Source organism: Ruegeria sp. BHSC026, assembly GCF_059613065.1.
In genome coordinates this window covers 202039-223130 of sequence record NZ_JBXWRV010000001.1, presented here as the reverse complement: position 1 = coordinate 223130, position 21092 = coordinate 202039, and the positions used below count along the sequence as shown (strand labels likewise).

Sequence of the window (21092 nt, the reverse complement as noted above, 5' to 3'; positions counted from 1 at the left end):
CATCCATCCCGCAGCTTGGATCAGGAGTCCACCCCCGATGCCCGTCGTCAACCGCATTGCCGATTACGCCGCCGACATGGCCGAATGGCGCCAGCACCTGCACACGATCCCGGAACTGGAATTCGATTGCCACCAGACCGCCGCCTTCGTGGCCGAGCGGCTGCGCGAGTTCGGCGTGGACGAGTTGCACGAAGGGATCGCGCAGACAGGGATCGTGGCGATCATCAACGGGCAGGGCGATGGCCCCACGATCGGGTTGCGCGCCGACATGGATGCGCTGCCGATCGAGGAGCAGACCGGGGTGGCATATGCCTCGAAGAATCCCGGCAAGATGCATGCCTGCGGGCATGACGGGCACACCACAATGCTGCTGGGCGCGGCGCGGTACCTGGCCGAGACGCGGAATTTCCGGGGCCGCGTGGCTTTGCTGTTCCAACCCGCCGAAGAAGAGGGAGGCGGCGCCGATATCATGGTCAAAGAGGGCGTGATGGACCGGTTCGACATCGCCGAGGTCTATGCGCTGCACAATGCGCCGGGCTTTGCCGAGGGCGCATTCTATACCACGCCCGGGCCGATCATGGCGGCGGTCGATACGTTCGACATCCACATTCAGGGCGTGGGTGGCCACGGTGCCATGCCGCACGACACGCGCGACCCGGTCATGGCCGCCTGCGGAATCGCGCAGGCAATCCAGACCATCGTCAGCCGCAACCACTATGCGCTGGACGATCTGGTGATCTCGGTCACCCAGATCCACACCGGGACCGTGAACAACGTGATCCCCGACACCGCCTATCTGAACGGCACCGTCCGGACCTTCGATCCGGCAGTGCAGAAGATGGTGATGACCCGTCTTGAAGAAATCGTGCAGGGGCAGGCGGCATCCTACGGGGTCACGGCGACGCTGGATTACGTTGTGGGCTATCCGGCCACGGTCAACGATGCGGACAAGACCGGTTTCGCCGCCGAGGTGGCGCGCGAAGTGGCAGGCGCCGATCGGGTGATCGCAAATTCGGGCCGCGAGATGGGGGCCGAGGATTTCTCGTACATGCTGCAGGAGCGCCCGGGCGCCTATCTGTTCCTAGGCCAGGGCGACGGGCCGGGGCTGCATCACCCCAAGTACAATTTCAACGACGAGATCGCACCGGTGGGTGCCTCGTTTTTTGCGCGCATCGTCGAAAAGGCGCAGCCGTTGACCTGACGGTCCGGTCGATATCAGGGAGGATACGGGCCAAAATGGCATTGGAAGACGCGAAAAATCAGGTCGATGAGGCCTTTACCAACCCCGACCTGAAGGGGTTGAGCTATGAAAACACCTTTGGCGGGGCCACGTCCTTTCTGCGGCGGCTGTACACCAAGGATCTGACCGGCGCCGATATCGCAGTGACCGGCGTGCCGTTCGATCAGGCGGTGACCAACCGCCCCGGCACCCGTCTGGGCCCGCGCGCGATCCGCGAGGCCAGCGCCCTGCAATCGCCCGATGCGCCCTATGGTTGGCCTTTCGATGCGCTCAGCGAGCTGGCGATCATCGACTATGGCGACATGGCCTATGACTATGCCAACATTCCCGCCTTTCCCAACACGTTGACCGACCATATCCGCACCATTCTGGCGGCGGATGTGGCCTCGGTCACGCTGGGGGGCGACCACTATATCAGTTTTCCGATCCTTAAGGCCTATGCCGAGAAATACGGTCCGATGTCGCTGTTGCAGTTCGACGCCCATACCGACACCTGGGCCGATGACGACATGAGCCGGGTGGACCACGGCACCATGTTCTACAAGGCGGTGAAGTCAGGGATCGTGGACCCGAAACGCTCGGTCCAGGTGGGGATCCGCACCACCAACGAGGATACGCTGGGCGTCAACATCATCGACGCGCGCGAGGTCTATGAATCCGGCCCTGCTGCCGTGGCGCAGAAGATCAAGGGTATCCTGGGCGACAGCCCGGTCTATCTGAGCTTTGACATCGACGGATTGGACCCGGCCTTTGCCCCTGGCACCGGCACCCCGGTCTGGGGTGGGCTCAGTTCGATCCAGGCGCAGATCATCCTGCGCGACATCGCCGGGATCAACATCAAGGGGGGCGACGTGGTCGAGGTGTCTCCGCCGTTTGACACGTCCGGCGCCACAGCGATCGCGGGGGCGCATGTGGCGACCCAGATCGTGTGCCTGCTGGGATGGAACAAACTGGCGAAAGACGGGCGGCTTTAACCATTGGTTAGCCATGGTTTTGCTATGGCCGGTATCAGGTGAACCAACGGGACAGGGGGCGCAGACGCCATGAGCCAATTCAACCAACCCATCAGCGGCAATGATCTGGCGCGGTTTTCCGGGCCCAACACCTTCATGCGGTTGCCCGCGGCCGATAGACTGGCGGGGCTGGACGTGGCCGTGCTGGGCGTGCCGATGGACATCGGAACCTCGTGGCGGTCGGGCACCCGGTTCGGCCCCAAGCAGATCCGCGCCGAAAGCGCGATGATCCGGCCCTACAACATGGCCACGCTGGCCGCGCCTTTCGACAGCCTCCAGATCGCCGATATCGGAGATCTGGCGATCAACACATTCTCGCTGGCCGACAGCCTGCGGATTATCAAGGCAAGCTATGACGCGATCCTGGCGCAGGGGGTGACCCCGGTGGCGATGGGGGGCGATCATTCGATCACTCTGCCGATCCTGCGGGCCGTTGCCGCCAAACACGGCCCCGTTGCTCTGGTGCATGTGGACGCCCATGCCGACATCAATGACGAGATGTTCGGCGAGCGCGAGACCCACGGAACGGTATTCCGCCGCGCGTATGAAGAGGGGCTGATCGTGCCCGACAAGACCTTTCAGGTCGGTATCCGCGGCTCGGGTTACGCGGCCAGCGATTTCACCGAGGCGCGCGAATGGGGTTTCCGCCAGTTTCCTGCCTGGGATCTGTGGCAACAGAATCTGACCGAGATCGGTGCGCAGATCCGCAAGACGGTGGGCGATCACCCGGTCTATATCTCGTTCGACATCGACAGCCTGGATCCGGCCTACGCCCCCGGCACCGGCACGCCCGAGATCGGCGGCCTGACCACGCCGCAGGCGCTGCAGTTGATACACGCGCTGGGGGGTATGAACGTGGTGGGCTGCGACCTGGTCGAGGTCTCTCCGCCCTATGATCCGTCGGGCAACACCGCGCTGACGGCGGCAAACCTGCTGTTCGAGCTGCTGTGTATCCTGCCCGGCGTGACGTCACGGTAGGCGAGGCCGGCAGGTCTTGCCCCGTACCGGCGGGCGGTTAGGGTTCTGCCGGAGGGTCTGAATGGAATGAAACGCATGGTTTTTTGGTTGGTCGTCGCTGCGGTTGTCGGGCTTGGCCTCTATGTGCGGCTGGCACCGTCCGATCCCGCGCGCTGGCATGTGCCGATCGTGGCCGAGGCAGATCGTGACCTGCCTGGAGGCGTGATCCGCGTGTTGCAGACCGGACCGGACGGCCTCGCGCGGCTGGACAGGGTGGCGCGGGCGACGCCGCGCACGACGGTGCTGGCCGGATCGGTGGATGAGGGCCTGATCACCTATGTGACCCGCAGCCGGGTGTTCGGCTTTCCCGACTTCACCACTGCCCAGCAGGACGGCGACACGCTGCGCATCTATGGACGGTTACGATTTGGCCGACGGGATTTCGACGTCAATCGCACCCGGGTCGACGGTTGGCTGGCGGCTTTGCAGTCCTGAAGACAGGCACCCCTCGGACACCTCGCGCCACATCGGCACGTTCAGCGACATCTGGCACTGGGCCATGAACATCCGGCCATCGACCTGCAGGCAGACCATCTCGCCCAGTTCGACCCGCGCACCGGATGTGTCGGTGCAATAGCAATCCTGCACCTTGCCACCGGGGCCGATGACATCGGCCAGACCGGGCGTTGCGCAGACGATCAGCAGGGCAATGATCCGTTTCATGCGCACAGCTTAGCACAAGCCGGGGCCTTGACCAAAGCCGTCGGATGATAGACACCGCCCCAATGATCCCCGAAGAACGTCTTGAACAGATCACCCAGCGATTCCAGTACCTCGAAGCGGCCATGTCCGATGGCGCCTCGGGTGGGGATATCGCGGCTTTGGCCAAGGAATATTCCGACCTCAAGCCGGTGGTCGAACAGATCGCAGCTTGGCGCCAGTTGAGGGCCGATCTCGCCGAGGCCGAGGCGATGCTGGACGACCCCGACATGAAAGAGCTGGCCGAGGAGGAGATCCCGCAGCTCAAGGCGCGCATCCCCGAGGCCGAGCACGCGCTGCAACTGGCGTTGCTGCCCAAGGACGCGGCCGATGCGAGGCCGGCGATGCTGGAGATCCGCCCCGGCACCGGCGGCGACGAGGCGGCTCTGTTTGCGGGCGACTTGCTGCGGATGTATCAGCGCTATGCCGAGGCGCGCGGCTGGCAGTTCGAGATCATCGAAGAACAGCAGACCGAACTGGGCGGCATCAAGGAAGTGGTGGCCCATATCAAGGGCGACAACGTCTTTGCCCGGCTGAAATACGAATCCGGCGTGCACCGCGTACAGCGTGTACCCGAAACCGAGAGTGGCGGTCGGATTCACACCTCGGCGGCGACGGTGGCGGTTCTGCCCGAGGCCGAGGACGTGGACATCCAGATCGACCCGAACGACCTGCGCATCGACACGATGCGCAGTTCGGGCGCGGGTGGGCAGCACGTGAACACCACCGACTCGGCGGTACGGATCACCCACCTGCCGACCGGGATCGTGGTTACGAGTTCCGAGAAATCGCAGCACCGCAACCGCGAGATCGCCATGCAGGTGCTCAAGACGCGTCTCTATGACCTCGAGCGTCAGCGGATCGACAGTGAACGCTCGGCCGACCGGGCCAGCCAGGTAGGGTCGGGCGACCGCTCCGAGCGCATCCGTACATATAATTTCCCGCAGGGCCGGATGACCGATCACCGGATCAACCTGACGCTCTACAAGCTGGACCAGGTGATGCAGGGTGATCTGGACGAGGTGATCGACGCGCTGACGGCCGACGATCAGGCGCGCTTGTTGGCGGAGATGGCGCAATGATCGCGGCGCTGACAGCGGCACAGGCCATGGTGGCCGCCACCGCGCGCCTGCGGGCGGCCGGTGTGGACGACCCAGCGCGGGACGCCCGGGTCCTGCTGGCCCATGCCGCCCGGATCGAGGCCAGCCGCGTGACCCTGATCGCACCTGAAGAGCTCTCGCCCGAGATCGCCGAACGCTATGAGCAACTGGTGTCGCTGCGCGCGATCCGGGTTCCGGTTTCCCATCTACTGGGCGAGCGCGAATTCTACGGCCGACGTTTCCGCGTCAGCCGCGACGTGCTGGACCCGCGCCCCGAGACCGAAGCGCTGATCGAAGCGGCCCTGAGCCAGCCGTTTGACCGCGTGCTGGATCTGGGCGTCGGCTCGGGCTGCATCCTGATCACCCTGCTGGCGGAGCGCACCAGCGCAACCGGGCTGGGCGTCGATCTGAGCGAGGCCGCCTGTCTGCAGGCCAGCGCCAATGCGGTGGTCCATAGGGTGCAGGATCGGGCAGAGATCCTGCGCTCGGACTGGTTTGAAAACATTGGCGGGTATTTCGACCTGATCGTTTCCAATCCGCCCTATATAGCGCTCGATGAGATGGACGGTTTGGCGCCCGAAGTGCGCGAGCACGAACCGCGTCTGGCCTTGACGGATGAAGCGGACGGGCTGGACGCCTTTCGCCGGATTGCGGCGAGCGCCCCTGATCACCTGACGCCCGGTGGACGACTTCTGGTGGAAATCGGCCCGACACAGGCGCAGGCGGTCAGCGCGTTGTTCGACGCGGCGGGGTTGGTGGATATCCGCGTGATCCCCGATCTGGATGGACGCGACCGGGTTGTTGGCGCCAAAATGCCGGGCTAGCCGTGGATTCTGAGGCCGATTTACGCCGGTCGCGGTAAAAAACCCGGCATTTTGAACTTTAACCCCTTGTCTGCGCCGTCAGGACATGTTTACTCGGGTTAGTCAGCGCGGTTGACGCCCTTTCGGCGCACCCCTGACGCCAAGCCCAAAAACGTCGACAGTCCCGCAAAGGCACAAGCCACAGAGCAGCGCAGACTTCGGGCGGATCGACAGTGCAAGACAAGGCTGACGTACAGTAAGATGAGATCCTCCAAATCCCGCTCGCGGGCAAAGAACAACCGCAATCGCCCCTCTGGTGGCAACGTCGTTAACCGGGTTTTCGACAGCTCGGGACCCGAGGGCAAGGTGCGCGGCACGCCGCAGCAGATCATTGACAAGTACAACCAGCTTGCGCGCGATGCACAGCTGGCCAATGACCGCGTGGCTGCCGAAAACTTTCAACAACATGCCGAGCACTATCTGCGTATGCTGAGCGAAGCGCAGCGTGAGATGGAAGCACGCCGCGAGGAGCAGGAGCGGCAGAACCGCGAGCGGCAGGCCGAACGTGACCGTGAACGGGCCGAGCGGCAGGAGCGGGAAGCTGCGCGCCGGGCGGATCCGGCCGAAGCGCCGCAGCCGGATGTGTTGGATTTGGATAGCGATGCGGATTCGCCTGAATCCGGGCTGGTTGAAACTCCAGAGAGCAAGGGCGGTACAGCCGACGCGTCTGAGCCGAAGGAAAAGCCCGCGCGCCGTCCGCGCGGTCGCAAACCCAAGGTGGCGCCGGCTGAAACCGAGCCACCTGTGCAAGGAGGCGATGCGCCTGAAGCGGCTGAATAGTCGGTCGGACTTGCGCCAACGAACAGGCCCCGGGCATCTGCGCCGGGGCTTTTTCTTGGTCAGACCGTCAGGTTTTCCGCAATTCCTGTGCCAGCGCACAGAAGGCTTCGAGCGAGACTTGCTCGGCACGATCAGTCGGCTTGATGCCTGCGGCTGTCAGGCGGTCCTCGATATCGGGGGCCAGCCCCTTGAGCGCCGCGCGCAGCATCTTGCGGCGCTGATTGAACGCAGCGGCCACGACGCGTGACAGGGTGTCGGCATCCGCCGGAAAGCGTGGTTCGGGAAGGGCGGTCAAGTGGACCACGGCGCTGCTGACCTTGGGCGGCGGCGTGAACGCACCGGGGGGCAGGGACATGGCAATGCGCGCCTCAGCCCGCCACTGGGCCAGGATCGCAAGTCGGCCATAGGCCTTGGTGCCGGGCTGCGCCACGATGCGTTCGGCCACCTCGCGCTGGAACATCAGGGTCAGGCTTTGCCAGAAGGGTGGCCATTCCGGCGGGGTCAGCCAGCGCACCAGCAGTTCGGTCCCGACATTGTAGGGCAGATTGGCCGCCACGCGGATGGGCGGCGTCAGGTGTTCAGTTGGATCGATTTCGAGAGCGTCACCATTGATGACGTCAAGCCGCCCGGGATAAGCAGCAGCGATTTCCTGAAGCGCGGCGATGCAGCGGGTGTCTTTTTCCACCGCCACCACCTTTCGCGCACCTTCGGCCAGCAAACCGCGGGTCAGGCCTCCGGGGCCGGGGCCGATCTCCAGCACGTCGCATTGGCTCAGGTCGCCGGCCTGCCGGGCGATCTTGGCGGTCAGGTTGAGATCGAGCAGGAAGTTCTGGCCCAGCGACTTGCGGGCCGAGAGCTGATGCTTGGCGATGACCTCGCGCAGCGGGGGGAGGGTGTCGATTGCGCTCATGATCCGGTTACCGTGGCGCGAGGTGCAGGCGGTGCGCCAGACATTTATTGCCTCCGGCGGGGATATTGGGGGCCAGATGAAGGATCAAGTGCTTTGTGCCATGCGTTGGGCGAGTTTCAGCGCCTCGATCAAGCTGGTGGGGTTGGCGACGCCTTTCCCGGCGATGTCGAGCGCGGTGCCATGGTCGGGCGAGGTGCGGATGAAGGGCAGGCCCAGGGTCACGTTCACGCCACGGTCGAAATCGAGCGTCTTGATCGGGATCAGCGCCTGATCGTGATACATGGCGATTGCGGCATCGTATCGGGTGCGTGCGGCGGCGTGGAACATCGTGTCGGCGGGGTGCGGGCCGGTTACGGTGTAGCCGTCGGGCGCAAGATCGGATAGCAGGGGCGCGATCCAGTCCAGTTCCTCGCGACCCATCTTGCCACCCTCGCCGGCATGGGGGTTGAGTCCGGCCACCGCGATGCGAGGATGTGGGATGCCGAATTGGCGACGCAGTCCATCGGCGGTGATCGCGATCGTGTCGCGCAGCAGGTCGGGCGTGAGCCGCGAGGGTACCTGCGACAGCGGGATGTGGATCGTGGCGGGCACCACGCGGAGTTGGTCGCTGGCCAGCATCATCACTACGCGGGAGCGGCCTGCGAGCGCCGCCAGAAACTCGGTATGTCCTGGGTAAGCGAAATCGGCGCCGTCGATCAGGGCCTTCTTGTGGATCGGTGCCGTGCAGAGGGCCGAGGCCGCGCCCGATTGCACCAGCGACACGCCGGTTTCGATAGCATCGATCACCGAGGGCGCATTGGCCGGATCGGGGCAGCCGGGCAGGTTGGGGGCGGGAAAAGCCAGCGGCAACACCGGCAGCGCCTCTGCGCAGATGTCAGCCACTTGGGCGGGGTCTGTGATTTTGGTCGTGGGGATATCGTCCGGCAGGTGGTCGGGATCGCCGATGTAGAAGAACGGGCAGCTGTCGCGCAACGCGGCCCAGGCCTTGGCGGCGATTTCCGGACCGATGCCCGAGGGCTCGCCGCAGCTGAGCGCGATGGGCGCGGTCATTGCTCGATGATCGTGGCGTCGGCGCGCAGTTGTTCCAGAAGGCTGTCGGCAAAGGCTTGCAGCCGCTGTTGGGTCAGCGCGTTGGCCACGTCCTCGCGCGAGGTGTCTTCGCCCAGGTCGCGGGTGCGGCCGCACAGCATGAGGAACACCAGCGTCTGGCCATTGTTGCGGGTCAGCGTGGAGGACACTTCGTTCGGGTCGAGCTTGGCGAGTTCGACCGCGAAATCGCGCGGAATCTCCGACGGGCTGGCCTCGACGCGGTCGAGCACTTCGGGCGGTTGACCCTTGGCGATGCCGTACAGGTCGTCGCAAGTGTCGACGGTTTCCTTGAGCTCGGCCGCGCGTTTCAAGGTTTCGGGGCTGAGGCCGCCGGGAAGATAATAGGCGGCGTAGTCGATCTTGGAGTATCGCGGCGCTCCGGTTGCGACCTCGCGCAGGCCGCGCAACTGGAACAGGGCGACGGCATTCGGCAGCGTCAGCGGAGGGGTCACTTCACCGGTCTTGAGGCCCAGTATCACGGGCTGCAGGACCGGCGGCAGATTGGAGATATTCAGCCAATCTAGGCGCCCGCCGTTCTCGCGCGTCGGGGCGGCCGAATATTGCGTGGCCGCGGCCGAGAAAGCGTCGATGGTCTTGACCTGAGCGATCTCGTCGGCCAGCGCCTCGGCCTGGGCAAGGGTCTGGGGGGTGACGGGAATGATGATTTCCGACAGCAGGACCTGAAGCCCGCCGCCACCGGCCTGGCCCATGGCGCGGTTGATCTCGTCGGGTGTGGGCCGGGCCTGAGAAATGAAGCGCGAACTGACATAGTCGCGCCAAGCCAATTGATTGCCGACATAGTCTCGCACGGTTTCGGGGTCGACGCCCGAGTCGGTCAGCGCCTGCAGGAACTGGTCGGGCGCCAACTGGCCGCGAGCGGCGAATTCATCGATCGCAAGCTGGATATCCTCGGGGGTGGGCTGAATGCCGGCTTCGCGCATGGCCTGCTTGCGCAGCCGCTCGTCGATCAGGGCTTTGCGGACCTCGGGCTCTGAACTGCCGGGAATGCCCAGGACCTCGAGGAACCGCTGCCGCTGTTCCAGTTCGTACCAGGTAATGATGTCCTGGTTGACCCGGATAGCGGGGGCGAACAGGCTTTGGCCCGGGGCCTGATGCGGCAGCGCCGAGATCAGGGCCGCTGCCAGCAGGGGCGCCGCCGATTTCAGAAAACCGGAACGAAGAAAGGTGGAGATAGCTGAAATCAACTGCATTGTCTCTTGTACTTTTTGCCCCCGCCTTCGACGGCGTATCCTGTCAGTGCAACGGTAAAGCCGAATTCCGTCGTGGGCTCAATAGTCGATGACGACGTATATCGCCGGCTGACGGACATGTTTACCTGCACGCATTCGTTTTCATAGGTCAGGCCCAAGCCAAATCTGAGCGGCTCGGATTCGGCCAGATCATAGCGGGCCAGCGCGCGCGTCCGCCAGTTTTCGTTCAAACGGTGGAGCGCCGTCAACCGAATTTCGGAAATCTCGTCATCGAGGTTCTCGGCCGGGTCGGGCTCTTGCCAGATGTAGCTGCCCGATAAAGAGGTGCTGTTGCCCTTCCAGTCACCGCGCAATTCGGCCTTGGTAAAGCTGAAATCCCCATCCAGCAGGGCGCGCCCCGCCAGCGAGAGGTTGTTGGCGGTCTTGATCTGACCGGCCAGAAGAAGGTCCGAGGACGTGCCTTGCAGCCCCGAGGTCAGGGTGAAGTTCGGATCAGCATCGGCGCGGAAAACCTGTCCGATCGTGGCTAGGGCCTGCCAGCCGCCGGCCGCATAGCGGGCCCAGTTGACGCCGATCACGGCGGTTGTCGAATCCTCTCGCCGATCGGGGGCCGGGAACCGGGACATCGACAGCAGGTTGCCCTGGTCGAACTCCTGAAAAGTGCTTTCGTCGTTGGGCACGTTCGTGTCGGACACGTGGGTCCAGCCGATCTGGGCGATAGGTTCCAGGAATTGCGTCGCCCCCGTGGATTCGCGCCGAGTCATGGGATAGCGCAGGGTCAGCGCCGCCCGCGGGGTCGCGCGGCTGAGCTGATCTGGATAGGCGCTGTCGTTGCGGATGTCGAACGTATCGACCGATGCGCCCATCTCGACATCGGCGCGCAGGCCGGTTGCGAAGGTCCAACTGCGCAGCCATTCGGCGTCGAAACTCGCGCGGGCGACGTCGCGCCCGGTGATGTCGGCGTCGCTGGTGCGGGTATGGGAGTGGGTTTCGAAACCCAACCGGACTTCACCGCCCAGAGTGGTCGGGAAATAGCGCTTTTCGTAGAACAGGTCGAACACGCGCGAAGGGATTTCGTCCTGATTCTCGCTGTCGCGCAAGGTCTTGTAGTGAATGAAGCTGGTACGGAACGCGGTGTCGCGCTTGATCCGTTCCAGCGCGAGTTCGCTGCGCAGTCGGTCATAGTCGGGCAGGCCGTAATCGGCCAAATAGCCGTCATCTGACGCGGCCTGGATGTCGAAGGTCAGGCGGAAATCGTTCCTGAGGTTGAACCATCCGGACCCGAACAGATATCCGCGGCCTTCTCCCGGCAGGATGTCGTCGCGGGTATAGGCCCCCTCGAACGAAATGCGTCCGCGTTTGAACGCCTGCCGATAGCGCAGGCCCAGCGTGCGGGTCTTGGAAGACACATAGGGCGTGACGGTCAGGTCGCGATGGTCGCCGAGCTTGAAGAAATACGGGACCTGAACCCCGGTTCCCAGCTGCGACGTCGTTCTGATGGATGGCACCAAGAACCCGGTTGCCCTGTCCAGCGTGGGGTCGGGCAGGCGCAGGGTGGGGAAATAGAATACCGGCACGTCCATCACGCGGAACTGTGCGCCTTCGAAATAAAGCTGCCGTTCCACCTGGTCGTGGATCACTTTGCGTGCGCGGATCTGCCACAGCGGCGGACGACCATCGGCGCAAACGTAGCACGAGGTAGCTGAGACCTTGCTGAACTGCGTGTAGCGTCCAGCGGCGCGGGTCGCCTGAACGGCGGCGATCTGGACTTGCTGGTCAAAGACCATGCGGGCGCCGGTCAGCAGCCCGTTGCGCAGACCGTCATCCAACTCGGCCGAATCGGCCAGAACGGTGGCCTGTCCACCTTGGTCGATGCGGATCGGACCCTCCAGCGTCAGGCCGCCCGTCTCGCGGTCATAGGTAATGCGCTGCGCGGTCAGGCGGACATCGCCTTGGAAGGCCTCGACATTGCCTTCCGCGACCAGCTTTCCATCGGCGGTGACGAATACCTTGTCGGCCACCAGCAGGGCGGGCGGGTCCTGCTGTTGCCGTGTGGCGGTGTCGGGTTGGCTGGTCTGCGCGGTGGCGAGCCAAGGGGTGCCCGCGGCCAGCGCAGCCGTCAGCAGCAAGGTCGCGAGCCGGCGCATCAGCCATCCTCCACATGCAAAAGCAGGCCAAGCGACAACAGGATGGCGGCAAAGGGCGGCGCCCAGGCCGCGAGGTAGATCGGCAATTGTCCGTTTTCTCCGAGGATCTGTGCGAAGTTGCGGATGAAATAGATGGCGAAGCCCAGCAGAACGGCGCTGAGAACCGCGATGCCGGTGCCCCCGAACCGGACATGGCGCATGGTAAACGCCGCCCCAATCAGGACCATCGAAACCAAAAACAGCGGACGCGCGAGCTGAACATGCATCCAGACCTCGTATTGCTTGGTCGAAAAGCCGGCCTCGCGCAGATCGCGGATCAGTTGCGGCAGGTCATAGACCGAAACGGAATCCCGCTGGCCCAACGTGTCGAGGATGCGATCGCGGGTCAGCGTCGTGGCCAGCCTGAGGGTCTGGTGTTTGGTCGCCTGGGTTTCGGGATTTTCGCCGTCGGCCAGCGACCAGTCTTTGGCGTCGCGTAGAACCCAGTTGCCGTCCTCAAGCATGGCGCGGCGGGCGACGATCTGGCGGTTTGGAATACCCTCGGGGCCGAATGTGATGATCGTCACGTCTCGCAACTCGAGGGTTTCGCCGCTTGTGGTGCTGCGCGCGTTGATCACCGATTGTCCCTGAGCTGATCCCTGGCGCAGCCACAGGCCGTCGCGGCTGATCGAAAGGGTCGAACTGCCGCCGTTCTTGTAGAGGTCTGACATGTTGCGGTATTTTTCCGACGTGGCCGCCGCGATCGGATTCAGGAAGGCCACGGCGAGACAGCCGACCAACAGCGCCACCGTGGCCGGTGCGGCCAGCGCACGGATGCCCGACCGACCGATGGCGCGGGTCACTACCAGTTCGGAACTGCGCGCCAGTCCGACGAACAGCGCGATGGTGGACAGGATCATCAGCAGGGGCAGCATTTCCGAGATCGCCGCCGGCGTGTTCAGCAACGTCAGTTGCAGCAACTGGCCGAAGGACAGATTGACGTCACCAAAGCGCCGGAGCTGTTCGATCAGGTCAATCAGGATCATCAAGGTCAGGAAGATGGCGCCGATGACCAGAAAGCTCTGTATAAACCGCCGCGCGAAGTAACGGTCGAGAATCACGTCCGCACCTCCGTCCAGGCCTCTTTGGCGGATTCGCCTGTGCCTGTCCGTTTCTGCGACGGCTTGTGCCTGCCGTTTGGTGCCAAATTGTCCCCCCGGACCTGCCGTTCATTTTCGGGCGACCTTAATGCAATTGGTTGGCGGGGAAAACTGCTATCTGGTCAATGCCGCGCCTGCGGGCTAGGTCTGGGGGCAGAGTCTTTCAGGAGCAAGAAATGAGCAGTCTGGTACCGATCCGCTTCCAATCCCAAGATCTGGACCTGATGGCGCAGGCCGAGGGGCGTGTAGCCATCATCATCCCCGCCGATCGCAAGTTGAACCCCGTCGCCCGCCGGGCCAACCGGCTGACACGCGGGGCCATTGCCCGGCTGATTGAAAGTGCGCGGTTCGGCAAGGCCAAGACGGGCGAGGTGATCTCGTTGGCCTGGCCCTGCGGCATGGCGGCCGAGGCGCTGGACGTGCTGGTCCTGCCGCGCCGCGCCGACGCGGACGAGGCGCGCAAAGGCGGCGCCGCGCTGGCCAAGTTGGCCGCGGGCAAGGAACTGCTGGTGATGGCGGGCAACCAAGCGCGGGTCGAGGATCTGGCCATGGGCATCGCTTTGCGCAGCTATGCGTTCGATGCGCACAAAACCAAGGCCGACGCGGATGACGCGCAGGGCGCCGTGACCATCTGCCATGTCAAGGCCGACGATGCCGAGGCCGCGTTCGCGCCCTTGTATGCGGTGGCCGATGGCGTGCGCATGACCCGTGACCTGACCAATGAACCGGCCAATGTGCTGACCACCACCGAATTCGCCGACCGTCTGAAAGAGATGGAAGATCTGGGCCTTAAGGTCGAGGTGCTGGACGAGGACGATCTGACCAAGCTGGGCATGCGCACCTTGCTGAGCGTCGGACAGGGGTCGCACAGCCCATCCAAGGTGGTGGTGATGCAGTGGAACGGCGGCGACGCCGATGACGCGCCGCTGGCGCTGGTGGGCAAGGGGGTCGTGTTCGACACCGGCGGGATTTCTCTAAAGCCTGCGGCTGGGATGGAAGACATGACCATGGATATGGGCGGAGCCGGGGTCGTGGCCGGCACCATGCGCGCGCTGGCCAAGCGCAACGCCAAGGCCAATGTCGTGGGTCTGGTCGGGCTGGTCGAGAACATGCCCTCGGGCAATGCCATTCGCCCGGGCGACGTGGTCAAGTCGATGAAGGGCGACACGGTCGAGATCATCAACACCGACGCCGAGGGCCGATTGGTGCTGTGCGACGTAATGTGGTACGCACAGGAGCGGTTCAAACCGGTGGGCATGATAGATCTGGCAACCCTGACCGGCGCCATCATCATCGGGCTGGGGCATGAAAACGCAGGCGTGTTTTCCAACAACGACACCTTCTGCGACGCGTTCCTGAAGGCGGCCCGGGCCGAGGACGAAGGCGCGTGGCGGATGCCGCTGGGCGAGGCCTATGACAAGCAGCTGGAGTCCCGCATCGCCGACATCAAGAACGTGGGCGGCCGGCCCGCCGGGTCGATCACCGCGGCGCAGTTCCTGCAGCGTTTCGTCAAAGAAGACACGCCCTGGATCCATCTGGACATCGCCGGTGTGGCCTCGGTGGCGAAGGAAACCAACTATGCGCCCAAAGGCGCGACCGGATGGGGCGTGCGGGCGCTGAACCGCTTCGTGCAGGACAATTTCGAGTAGGCCGATGGGCGCCGTCTATTTCTACCACCTGACCCGTCACCCGCTGGAGCACACCTTGCCGGTGCTGCTGGACAAGGCGCGGCAGGCCGGGTGGCGGATTGCCGTGCGGGGCACAGACCCCGCGCGGATGGACTGGCTGGACGAAAGGCTGTGGCTGGGCCCCGAGGAATCGTTTCTGCCGCATGGTCGCGCGGGCGGGCCGCACGATGCGATGCAGCCCATCCTGCTGACCACCGGACCCGAGGCCGCCAACCACCCGGCCTGTCTGATGGCGGTGGACGGGGCCGATGTGACCGCCGACGAGGTGACTGCGTTGGAGCGGGTCTGCATCCTGTTCGACGGGAACGATCCGCAGGCGCTGGATCATGCGCGGGGGCAGTGGAAGACGTTGACCGGGGCGGGCTGCGCCGCCCAGTACTGGTCCGAGGAGTCGGGCCGTTGGGAGAAAAAGGCCGAATCCGGGTGATGCGGCCACGGGCGGTGCGACCGCCCGCGAGGACAGGAGAGATTGCAATGAAGTTGAAGCCTTTGGGCCGCACGGGGATCGAGGTGTCGGACCTGTGCCTGGGCACGATGACTTTCGGCACACAAACCGCCGAGGCCGACGCGCATCGGCAGATGGACACGGCACTGGCGGCGGGGATCAATTTCGTCGATACCGCCGAAATGTACCCGGTGAACCCGGTGTCGAAGGACACGATCGGCCGCACTGAGGAGATTCTGGGCAATTGGAACGCCGCCCATCCGGCGCGGAGGGCCGAGTATGTTCTGGCGACCAAGCATTCGGGGGAGGGCCTGGCCGCCGTGCGGGATGGTGCGCCGATCTCGGCTGCGACCATCCCGGGCGCCATCGAGGGGTCTCTGCGGCGTCTGCGGACCGATTACATCGACCTTTATCAGTTCCACTGGCCCAACCGCGGCAGCTACATGTTCCGACAGAATTGGGACTACGACCCGTCAGGCGGTGATCGGCAGGCGGTTCTGGACAACATGCGCGAATGCCTCGAGGCGCTGCAGGCGCAGGTGGACAAGGGCAATATCCGCGCCTTCGGCCTGTCGAACGAAAGCGCCTGGGGAACCGCCCAGTGGCTGCGCCTGTCCGACGAGTTGGGGGCACCACGGGTGGCGTCGGTCCAGAACGAGTATTCCCTGCTGTGCCGCCTGTATGACACCGACATGGCCGAGCTGAGTGCCTATGAGGATGTGGGTCTGCTGGCATTTTCGCCGCTGGCTGCCGGGTTTCTGACTGGCAAGTATCAGAGCGGGGCGGTGCCCGAGGGATCGCGCATGTCAATCGTGCCGCAGATGGGCGGGCGCAAGGGTGACCGGGTGTTCGACGCGGTCGAAGCCTATCTGGCGATTGCCGCGAAACACGGGCTGGACCCGGTGCACATGGCGCTGGCCTGGTGCCAGGCGCGGCCTTTCATGACCTCGGTCATCTTCGGCGCGACCACGCAGGTGCAGCTGGAGCGGATCCTGGAGGGGCGGGATGTCGTGCTGTCGGATGAGATTTTGGCCGAGATCAACGCGGCCCATCGCGCGCATCCGATGCCGTATTAAGCGATGGGGGCGCTGCCCCCGTCGCCCTTGGCGACTCCCCCGGGATATTTTTTGCCAGATGAAGTTTGCGCCCGTCAGTGATGAGTGGGCTGGGTGCGGTCTTGTCTGAGGTCACGGGCGGACTGCCCGTGCGCGGTGCGGAACGCGCGCGCAAAGCTGGATTGTGACGTGAACCCCGTGGCTTGCGCCACGTCCATCAGCGGCATGTCGGTGTCGGTGACCAGACGGCGGGCCTCGGCCAGGCGCAGTTGCAGGTAGTGGTCCTGCGGCGTGGTATTCAGCCGCAGGCGGAACTGTTGCTGCAGGGTGCGCGGGCTGGTTCCCAGGGCCTTTGCGATCTCGGCCAGGGGCAGCGGGTCGTCCAGCGAGGCCTGCATGATCGCGTTGGCGCGGGCGGTCAGGGCGCTGTGGCGGTGCGGTGCGCCAGTGCGGCTCTGCGGTCTGCCGGGTTCGGGGGCACCTTCGTAAAGAAACAGGCCCGAGACCCGGGCCGCGAAGCCGGCGCCATGGCGGGCGGCGATGACATGCAGCATCATCTCGACCGCGGGGATCGCGCCGCCCGAGGTCAGGCGGTTGCCGGACACGGTGAACCGATCGGGGCGCACGTCGACTTCGGGGAAACGGGTGGCGAAGGTCTCGAGATCCTCCCAATGGGTGGTGGCGGCGTGACCGTCAAGCAGCCCTGCTTCGGCCAGCAGCCATGGGCCTCCGTCAATGCCCGCCATCGTGGCACCGGTATTGGCGATGCGACGCAGCCCGGCCAGAAGGCTGGGCGTGGCGTGGCGCACCAGATTGAACCCCGCGATCACGATCATCAGGTCGCAGTGGTCGAGACGCGCGAGCGGGATGCCCGGCACTTGCAATGCGCTGGTCAGCATCGCCGGCTCGGGCGTGGCGGTCACGTAGTCCCAGTCGAAGGCTGGGCGGTCGGCCAGCCGGTTGGCGGCGCGCATCGGGTCCACCGCCGAGGCAAAGCTGAGCGTGTTGCACTCGTCCAGCACCAGAACGGCGGTTTTCAGCGCGCGGTGCTCGGGCTGGAGGATGTTTTTTGCGGATTTCATCAAGTCTGATTCGCATTCTGGCAAGTTGTCTGCTCAAGGCTGCGCCAGAGTCGGGGCCAGACGCAAATCGGAATCCGGGGAGAAGCCTGGGGAAAACCCATGGCGAAGCCCGGTATAACCTGGGGATAACACCATGCCTTTGGAAATGAACCGCGAAGTTTTCATCACCTGCGCCGTGACCGGCTCGGGCGGGACGCAGGATCGCAGCCCACATGTGCCGCGTTCACCCAAGCAGATCGCCGACAGCGCCATCGCGGCCGCCAAGGCCGGGGCGGCGGTGGTGCATTGCCATGTGCGCGACCCCGAAACCGGCGCGCCCAGCCGCCGTCTGGACCTGTATCGCGAGGTGACCGACCGCATCCGCGATGCCGAGGTGGACGTGGTTCTGAACCTGACCGCCGGCATGGGTGGCGACATCGTGTTCGGCGGGGTCGAAGCCCCGTTTCCCCTGGCCGAGGGGACCGACATGATCGGTGCGTCGGAACGCGTGGCCCATGTGGCCGAATGTCTGCCCGAGATCTGCACGCTGGATTGCGGCACCATGAACTTTGCTGAGGCCGACTATGTGATGACCAACACGCCCGGCGCGTTGCGGGCGATGGGGCAGATGATGACCGATCTGGGCGTGAAGCCCGAGATCGAGGCCTTTGACACTGGCCATCTGTGGTTTGCCAAGCAACTGGTGAAAGAGGGCGTTCTGGCCCCGAATGCGCTGGTGCAGCTGTGCATGGGCGTCCCGTGGGGCGCGCCGGATGACCTGAACACCTTCATGGCGATGGTGAACAACGTGCCCGACGACTGGACCTTCAGCGCGTTCTCGCTGGGGCGGCATCAGATGGCCTACGTGGCGGCCTCGGTTTTGGCGGGCGGCAACGTGCGCGTGGGGCTCGAGGATAACCTGTGGCTGGACAAGGGGGTGCTGGCTGAAAACTGGCAACTGGTCGAACGCGCCGGAACAATCATCGAGAACATGGGCGCGCGGGTGATCGGCCCGGCTGAAGTGCGCGAGAAGTTGGGATTGGTCAAACGGGCGCCTGTGGCAACCTGACGAGCGGGGCGACCCTCGGAAATTCTGTCAAACAACGATGGCCCCAGATGCCGTGTGGACGCTTGGGGCGAAGGAGAGAAGATGAAGACGGCAGCGATCATCGGTGGTGGCGTGATCGGCGGCGGATGGGCCGCGCGGTTTCTGCTGAATGGCTGGAACGTGCGGGTGTTCGACCCGGACCCCGAAGCCGAGCGCAAGATCGGCGAGGTCCTAGACAACGCGCGGCGGTCGTTGCCCGGGCTGAGCGATGTACCGCTGCCGCCCATGGGCGCGCTGAGCTTTCACGGCGACATGGCCGACGCGGTGCAGGGGGCCACTTGGATACAGGAGAGCGTGCCCGAGCGGCTGGACCTGAAGCTGAAGGTTTACAAGGGGCTGCAGGAGGCCTGCGATCCGGGGGCGATCATCGGGTCCTCGACCAGCGGGTTCAAGCCGTCCGAGCTGCAGGAAGGCGCGTTGCGGCCCGAACAGATCGTGGTGACACACCCGTTCAACCCGGTCTATCTGCTGCCGCTGGTCGAGCTGGTGCCCTCGGCCGCCAACTCGCCCGAACTGGTCGCGCAGGCCAAGGACGTGTTGCGCTCGGTCGGATTCTTCCCGCTGCAGGTTCGCAAGGAGATCGACGCGCATATCGCCGACCGGTTCCTCGAGGCCGTCTGGCGCGAGGCGCTGTGGCTGGTCAAGGACGGCGTGGCCACGACCGAGGAGGTGGACGAGGCGATCCGCATGGGCTTTGGCATCCGTTGGGCGCAGATGGGCCTGTTCGAAACCTATCGTGTGGCTGGGGGCGAGGCCGGGATGCGGCATTTCATGGCCCAGTTCGGGCCAGCGCTGAAATGGCCCTGGACCAAGCTGATGGACGTGCCCGAGTTCACCGACGCGTTGGTCGACATGATCGCCGACCAGTCGGACGCGCAATCGGGGATGCACTCGATCCGCGAGCTGGAGCGGATTCGTGACAACAATCTGGTGGGCATGATGCGGGCGTTGAAGGCGCGCGACTGGGGCGCGGGGGCAGTACTGAACCAGTATGACGCGCTGCTGAAGCCGGGTGCCCTGCCGACGCTGGATCAGGCAGACCTGAGCCAGCCGATTCTGACGCTGGCCCGCGCGGTGCCGCTGGACTGGACCGACTACAACGGTCACATGAACGAGGCGCGGTATCTCGAGGCCTTTGCTGCCGCGACCGACCGCTTCATGGAAATCATCGGCTGCGATGCCGACTACATCGCCTCGGGCGGCAGCTATTTCACCGCTGAAAATCACATCCGGTATCTGGACGAGGCCCATGCCGGGGCGAAAATCGAGGTGCGCACGCAGATGTTGTTTGGCGAGGGCAAGAAGCTGCACCTGTTCCACAGCATGTACGAGGGCGACAAATTGCTGGCCACGGGCGAGAGCTTTCTGCTGCATGTCAGCCTGGAAACCCGTCGGCCCTGTGCGCCGTCTCCGCAGATCGAAGCCGCGATGGCCCGCATCGCCGAAGCGCAGGCCGGGTTGCCCTATCCCGAGGGCGCAGGGGCGGCGATCCGTAAACCGGTATGACCGGGCGGGTTCTGATCACCGCCGGTGCCTCGGGCGTGGGGCGCGTGATGGCTGAGGCGTTCGACGCCGCCGGCGCTCAGGTCTGGGTGGCGGATGTGGACTCCGAGGCGCTTCAGGCCTGCCCGGATCACTGGGGGCGGTCGCAGGTCGATGTGTCGGATGAGGCCGCCGTCGCAGCGCTGTTCGGCGAGATCGCGGCGCAGTGGGGCGGTATGGACGTTCTGTGCGCGAATGCGGGTATCGCGGGGCCGACCGCATTGGTCGAGGATGTTGCGCTAAGCGATTGGCAAAAATGTATTTCCGTCAATCTGGATGGGGCGTTTCTGTGCGCGAAATACGCGGCGCCGATGCTCAAACGGCAGGGACGCGGCGTGGTGCTGATCACATCCTCGACCGCCGGGCAGTACGGCTATCCCAACCGTGCGCCCTATGCGGCGGCGAAATGGGCGGTGATCGGACTGGGCAAGACCCTGGCGATGGAACTGGGGCCGCACGGCGTACGGTGCAACGTGATCTGCCCCGGCGCGGTGGATGGCCCGCGGATGGAGGGCGTGCTGCAGCGCGAAGCGGCCGCCAAGGGCATGACCCGCGATCAGGTCTATCAGGGCTATGCGGCGGGCACTTCGATGGGCCGCTTCGTCGAAGCCCATGACATTGCCGCCATGGCGGTGTTCCTGGCCTCGGATGCGGCACGGTTGGTGTCGGGCCAGGTCATTGCCGTCGATGGGCACACCGTGAACCCCGACCCCAAGCTCTAGCCCTGGTTGGGGCCGCGCATCTGGCGGATCGAGGCGCGAACGGCCTGCCAGTTCTGTGCCTCTTCCACGTTTCCGGCGGCTTCGAATTCGCGGGCTTTCTGGGCGGCTTCGGCCTCGGCCTTGTCGCCATGCGCCGAGTAGAGGGCGCGCGCGTATTGAGCGGTTTTGAGAGCGTCCATTCCTGATATCCTCCTTTGGGTCGGATCGTTCGGATTTTCGCGCACCTCACTATAGGGGATCGGGTGGGAAATTGCACCCGTGGA

21 protein-coding genes are annotated in these 21092 nt (G+C 64.7%); 13 read left to right on the top strand and 8 right to left on the bottom strand.

What is annotated here, in order from left to right; genetic code table 11:
- Positions 1–37 precede the first annotated feature (37 nt).
- From AC2FME_RS01090 to AC2FME_RS01075, 4 genes are all read left to right on the top strand, one after another.
- On the top strand, positions 38–1201 hold the full coding sequence (locus AC2FME_RS01090; RefSeq protein WP_496682317.1) for a M20 aminoacylase family protein: 1164 nt from the start codon (positions 38–40) through the stop codon (positions 1199–1201).
- Positions 1202–1236: 35 nt separating this feature from the next.
- Positions 1237–2214: an agmatinase gene (speB, locus tag AC2FME_RS01085; RefSeq protein ID WP_496682319.1), complete on the top strand. Its 978-nt coding sequence runs from the start codon at positions 1237–1239 to the stop codon at positions 2212–2214.
- 69 nt (positions 2215–2283) lie between these two features.
- Positions 2284–3231 (top strand): agmatinase, encoded by a 948-nt coding sequence (gene speB / locus AC2FME_RS01080; RefSeq protein ID WP_496799378.1) that lies wholly within the window; start codon positions 2284–2286, stop codon positions 3229–3231.
- Between the two features lie 66 nt (positions 3232–3297).
- A complete protein-coding gene (locus AC2FME_RS01075; RefSeq protein WP_496799377.1) occupies positions 3298–3705 on the top strand; it encodes a DUF1499 domain-containing protein in 408 nt (135 codons plus the stop codon).
- Here AC2FME_RS01075 and AC2FME_RS01070 read toward each other — a convergent pair.
- Positions 3631–3933 (bottom strand): hypothetical protein, encoded by a 303-nt coding sequence (locus AC2FME_RS01070; RefSeq protein ID WP_496799376.1) that lies wholly within the window; start codon positions 3931–3933, stop codon positions 3631–3633. The genes AC2FME_RS01075 and AC2FME_RS01070 overlap by 75 nt on opposite strands.
- A 62-nt stretch (positions 3934–3995) precedes the next feature.
- On the opposite strand from AC2FME_RS01070, the gene prfA reads away from it, so the two are divergent.
- The 3 genes from prfA to AC2FME_RS01055 all read left to right on the top strand — a co-directional run bounded on the left by prfA (position 3996) and on the right by AC2FME_RS01055 (position 6712).
- Positions 3996–5051, top strand: coding sequence for a peptide chain release factor 1 (gene prfA, locus AC2FME_RS01065; protein WP_496796089.1), 1056 nt, complete (start codon positions 3996–3998; stop codon positions 5049–5051).
- Entirely contained in the window at positions 5048–5893 is an 846-nt protein-coding gene (gene prmC / locus AC2FME_RS01060) for a peptide chain release factor N(5)-glutamine methyltransferase (protein ID WP_496799375.1), read from the top strand. Before prfA ends, prmC begins: the two co-directional genes overlap by 4 nt.
- 240 nt (positions 5894–6133) lie before the next feature.
- Positions 6134–6712, top strand: a complete 579-nt coding sequence (locus tag AC2FME_RS01055) for a DUF4167 domain-containing protein (protein ID WP_496686309.1) — start codon at positions 6134–6136, stop codon at positions 6710–6712.
- A 67-nt stretch (positions 6713–6779) separates the two neighbouring features.
- Here the strand turns inward: AC2FME_RS01055 and rsmA are convergent, their stop codons facing one another.
- From rsmA to lptG, 5 genes are all read right to left on the bottom strand, one after another.
- A complete protein-coding gene (gene rsmA / locus AC2FME_RS01050; RefSeq protein WP_496713304.1) occupies positions 6780–7622 on the bottom strand; it encodes a 16S rRNA (adenine(1518)-N(6)/adenine(1519)-N(6))-dimethyltransferase RsmA in 843 nt (280 codons plus the stop codon).
- An 84-nt stretch (positions 7623–7706) separates the two neighbouring features.
- The gene (pdxA, locus tag AC2FME_RS01045; RefSeq protein ID WP_496799374.1) at positions 7707–8672 is read right to left on the bottom strand and encodes a 4-hydroxythreonine-4-phosphate dehydrogenase PdxA; all 966 of its coding nucleotides are present in this window, start codon (positions 8670–8672) and stop codon (positions 7707–7709) included.
- Entirely contained in the window at positions 8669–9922 is a 1254-nt protein-coding gene (locus AC2FME_RS01040; protein ID WP_496799373.1) for a peptidylprolyl isomerase, read from the bottom strand. The genes pdxA and AC2FME_RS01040 overlap by 4 nt, the downstream gene beginning before the upstream one ends.
- Positions 9913–12069: an LPS-assembly protein LptD gene (locus tag AC2FME_RS01035; RefSeq protein ID WP_496799372.1), complete on the bottom strand. Its 2157-nt coding sequence runs from the start codon at positions 12067–12069 to the stop codon at positions 9913–9915. Before AC2FME_RS01035 ends, AC2FME_RS01040 begins: the two co-directional genes overlap by 10 nt.
- The gene (lptG, locus tag AC2FME_RS01030) at positions 12069–13169 is read right to left on the bottom strand and encodes an LPS export ABC transporter permease LptG (RefSeq protein WP_496713306.1); all 1101 of its coding nucleotides are present in this window, start codon (positions 13167–13169) and stop codon (positions 12069–12071) included. Before lptG ends, AC2FME_RS01035 begins: the two co-directional genes overlap by 1 nt.
- Before the next feature lie 215 nt (positions 13170–13384).
- Here lptG and AC2FME_RS01025 point away from each other — a divergent pair, with 215 nt between their 5' ends.
- Genes AC2FME_RS01025 through AC2FME_RS01015 form a run of 3 tightly spaced genes read left to right on the top strand, consistent with a single transcriptional unit; the run spans position 13385 to position 16417 of the window.
- The gene (locus AC2FME_RS01025) at positions 13385–14857 is read left to right on the top strand and encodes a leucyl aminopeptidase (RefSeq protein WP_496799371.1); all 1473 of its coding nucleotides are present in this window, start codon (positions 13385–13387) and stop codon (positions 14855–14857) included.
- Positions 14858–14861: 4 nt separating this feature from the next.
- Complete coding sequence (locus AC2FME_RS01020) at positions 14862–15323, top strand: DNA polymerase III subunit chi (protein WP_496678018.1); 462 nt, start codon at positions 14862–14864, stop codon at positions 15321–15323.
- A gap of 47 nt (positions 15324–15370) precedes the next feature.
- On the top strand, positions 15371–16417 hold the full coding sequence (locus AC2FME_RS01015; RefSeq protein WP_496740666.1) for an aldo/keto reductase: 1047 nt from the start codon (positions 15371–15373) through the stop codon (positions 16415–16417).
- A gap of 74 nt (positions 16418–16491) precedes the next feature.
- Here the strand turns inward: AC2FME_RS01015 and AC2FME_RS01010 are convergent, their stop codons facing one another.
- Positions 16492–17478, bottom strand: coding sequence for a GlxA family transcriptional regulator (locus tag AC2FME_RS01010; RefSeq protein ID WP_496712829.1), 987 nt, complete (start codon positions 17476–17478; stop codon positions 16492–16494).
- A 133-nt stretch (positions 17479–17611) separates the two neighbouring features.
- Here AC2FME_RS01010 and bcoG point away from each other — a divergent pair, with 133 nt between their 5' ends.
- From bcoG to AC2FME_RS00995, 3 genes are all read left to right on the top strand, one after another.
- On the top strand, positions 17612–18526 hold the full coding sequence (gene bcoG, locus AC2FME_RS01005) for a 3-dehydrocarnitine:acetyl-CoA trimethylamine transferase BcoG (protein WP_496799370.1): 915 nt from the start codon (positions 17612–17614) through the stop codon (positions 18524–18526).
- An 81-nt stretch (positions 18527–18607) separates the two neighbouring features.
- Positions 18608–20071: a carnitine 3-dehydrogenase gene (locus tag AC2FME_RS01000; protein WP_496799369.1), complete on the top strand. Its 1464-nt coding sequence runs from the start codon at positions 18608–18610 to the stop codon at positions 20069–20071.
- Positions 20068–20829, top strand: a complete 762-nt coding sequence (locus AC2FME_RS00995) for an SDR family oxidoreductase (RefSeq protein WP_496799368.1) — start codon at positions 20068–20070, stop codon at positions 20827–20829. The genes AC2FME_RS01000 and AC2FME_RS00995 overlap by 4 nt, the downstream gene beginning before the upstream one ends.
- Here AC2FME_RS00995 and AC2FME_RS00990 read toward each other — a convergent pair.
- Complete coding sequence (locus AC2FME_RS00990; RefSeq protein ID WP_093962276.1) at positions 20826–21008, bottom strand: hypothetical protein; 183 nt, start codon at positions 21006–21008, stop codon at positions 20826–20828. The genes AC2FME_RS00995 and AC2FME_RS00990 overlap by 4 nt on opposite strands.
- Between the last annotated feature and the right edge of the window lie 84 nt (positions 21009–21092).

Excerpts from the sequence above, each read along its gene's own strand:
- AC2FME_RS01025 (WP_496799371.1), top strand. The coding sequence starts at position 13,385 with ATGAGCAGTCTGGTACCGATCCGCTTCCAATCCCAAGATCTGGACCTG.
- prmC (WP_496799375.1), top strand. The coding sequence starts at position 5,048 with ATGATCGCGGCGCTGACAGCGGCACAGGCCATGGTGGCCGCCACCGCG.
- bcoG (WP_496799370.1), top strand. The coding sequence starts at position 17,612 with ATGCCTTTGGAAATGAACCGCGAAGTTTTCATCACCTGCGCCGTGACC.
- AC2FME_RS00990 (WP_093962276.1), bottom strand. The coding sequence starts at position 21,008 with ATGGACGCTCTCAAAACCGCTCAATACGCGCGCGCCCTCTACTCGGCG.
- AC2FME_RS01055 (WP_496686309.1), top strand. The coding sequence starts at position 6,134 with ATGAGATCCTCCAAATCCCGCTCGCGGGCAAAGAACAACCGCAATCGC.
- pdxA (WP_496799374.1), bottom strand. The coding sequence starts at position 8,672 with ATGACCGCGCCCATCGCGCTCAGCTGCGGCGAGCCCTCGGGCATCGGT.
- AC2FME_RS00995 (WP_496799368.1), top strand. The coding sequence starts at position 20,068 with ATGACCGGGCGGGTTCTGATCACCGCCGGTGCCTCGGGCGTGGGGCGC.
- AC2FME_RS01020 (WP_496678018.1), top strand. The coding sequence starts at position 14,862 with ATGGGCGCCGTCTATTTCTACCACCTGACCCGTCACCCGCTGGAGCAC.
- speB (WP_496799378.1), top strand. The coding sequence starts at position 2,284 with ATGAGCCAATTCAACCAACCCATCAGCGGCAATGATCTGGCGCGGTTT.
- AC2FME_RS01090 (WP_496682317.1), top strand. The coding sequence starts at position 38 with ATGCCCGTCGTCAACCGCATTGCCGATTACGCCGCCGACATGGCCGAA.
- rsmA (WP_496713304.1), bottom strand. The coding sequence starts at position 7,622 with ATGAGCGCAATCGACACCCTCCCCCCGCTGCGCGAGGTCATCGCCAAG.
- AC2FME_RS01075 (WP_496799377.1), top strand. The coding sequence starts at position 3,298 with ATGAAACGCATGGTTTTTTGGTTGGTCGTCGCTGCGGTTGTCGGGCTT.
- AC2FME_RS01010 (WP_496712829.1), bottom strand. The coding sequence starts at position 17,478 with ATGAAATCCGCAAAAAACATCCTCCAGCCCGAGCACCGCGCGCTGAAA.
- AC2FME_RS01040 (WP_496799373.1), bottom strand. The coding sequence starts at position 9,922 with ATGCAGTTGATTTCAGCTATCTCCACCTTTCTTCGTTCCGGTTTTCTG.
- speB (WP_496682319.1), top strand. The coding sequence starts at position 1,237 with ATGGCATTGGAAGACGCGAAAAATCAGGTCGATGAGGCCTTTACCAAC.
- prfA (WP_496796089.1), top strand. The coding sequence starts at position 3,996 with ATGATCCCCGAAGAACGTCTTGAACAGATCACCCAGCGATTCCAGTAC.
- AC2FME_RS01070 (WP_496799376.1), bottom strand. The coding sequence starts at position 3,933 with ATGAAACGGATCATTGCCCTGCTGATCGTCTGCGCAACGCCCGGTCTG.
- AC2FME_RS01015 (WP_496740666.1), top strand. The coding sequence starts at position 15,371 with ATGAAGTTGAAGCCTTTGGGCCGCACGGGGATCGAGGTGTCGGACCTG.
- AC2FME_RS01035 (WP_496799372.1), bottom strand. The coding sequence starts at position 12,069 with ATGCGCCGGCTCGCGACCTTGCTGCTGACGGCTGCGCTGGCCGCGGGC.
- AC2FME_RS01000 (WP_496799369.1), top strand. The coding sequence starts at position 18,608 with ATGAAGACGGCAGCGATCATCGGTGGTGGCGTGATCGGCGGCGGATGG.